Origin of the sequence: Acidisphaera rubrifaciens HS-AP3, from assembly GCF_000964365.1 — a bacterium.
Taxonomy (GTDB): Bacteria; Pseudomonadota; Alphaproteobacteria; order Acetobacterales; family Acetobacteraceae; genus Acidisphaera; species Acidisphaera rubrifaciens.
Genome location: NZ_BANB01000564.1, coordinates 1 through 849 on the forward strand (window position 1 = coordinate 1; position 849 = coordinate 849).

The 849-nt window shown below is 71.6% G+C and carries 1 protein-coding gene; it reads right to left on the reverse strand.

Going from position 1 to position 849, the window contains the following annotated elements; genetic code table 11:
* Positions 1-33: 33 nt before the first annotated feature.
* Positions 34-618 (reverse strand): CDP-alcohol phosphatidyltransferase family protein, encoded by a 585-nt coding sequence (locus tag B8460_RS14680; RefSeq protein WP_048862363.1) that lies wholly within the window; start codon positions 616-618, stop codon positions 34-36.
* Positions 619-849: the final 231 nt, after the last annotated feature.

Genomic DNA, 849 nt, shown 5'->3' on the forward strand with positions numbered 1-849 from the left:
CCAGGAACTGTTCGGTCCAGTATTGCTGGAGGTTCATGCGGCATCCGGGCGCGGCGGCCGCGCCGCGCGCCGGACATAGGCGAAGCCGGACGCGAACGTGCTCGCCGCGACCGCCCATACCAGGACGGTCAGCACCCCGGGCGCATGCAGCCGGAACCCGGCCAGGAACAGCGCGGCGGCGACCAGCACGATCTGCAGCATCGTGTTCACCTTTGAGACGAATAACGGCCGGATCGCGACCGGCTGCCCCAGCACCGACAGCACCAGCACCCCGCCCACGATCAGCAGGTCGCGGAACACCACCAGGATCGCCAGCCAGTCCGGCAGCACCTCGATGGACGCCAGCACGATATACATGGACACGAGCAGCGCCTTGTCCGCCACCGGATCGAGCACGGCGCCCGCGTGGCTGCCCATCCCGGCATGGCGGGCGAGCCAGCCGTCCACCGCGTCGGAGATGCCGGCGGCGACGAACAGCACGAACGTCTCCGCCAGCCGGTGATCGAGCACCAGCCACACCGCCAGCGGCACCGCGCACAGCCGGGCGAAGGTGATGATGTTGGGCAGCGTCAGCAGCGCATCCATGCCGGGGCTGCGCAGATGTGTCCCGTCGGGCATCCAGCCTCCGCGGCCGCTCGTGCGTCCGGCCGCGCGCGGCCGCATTGCGGCGGACCCGGGCCTGTGGTTGTGTCCGCCGCCTGATTGTCCGGGCGCAGGAGATCACGCCCGGCGCGCAACGCCTAGCCGATCGGGACCCGTGATGACCAGCAGCGACCGCACCGCGCGGCCCGGCCCCCCGGACCGCGGTCTGACCTATGCCGCCGCCGGGGTGGACATCGACGCCGGCGA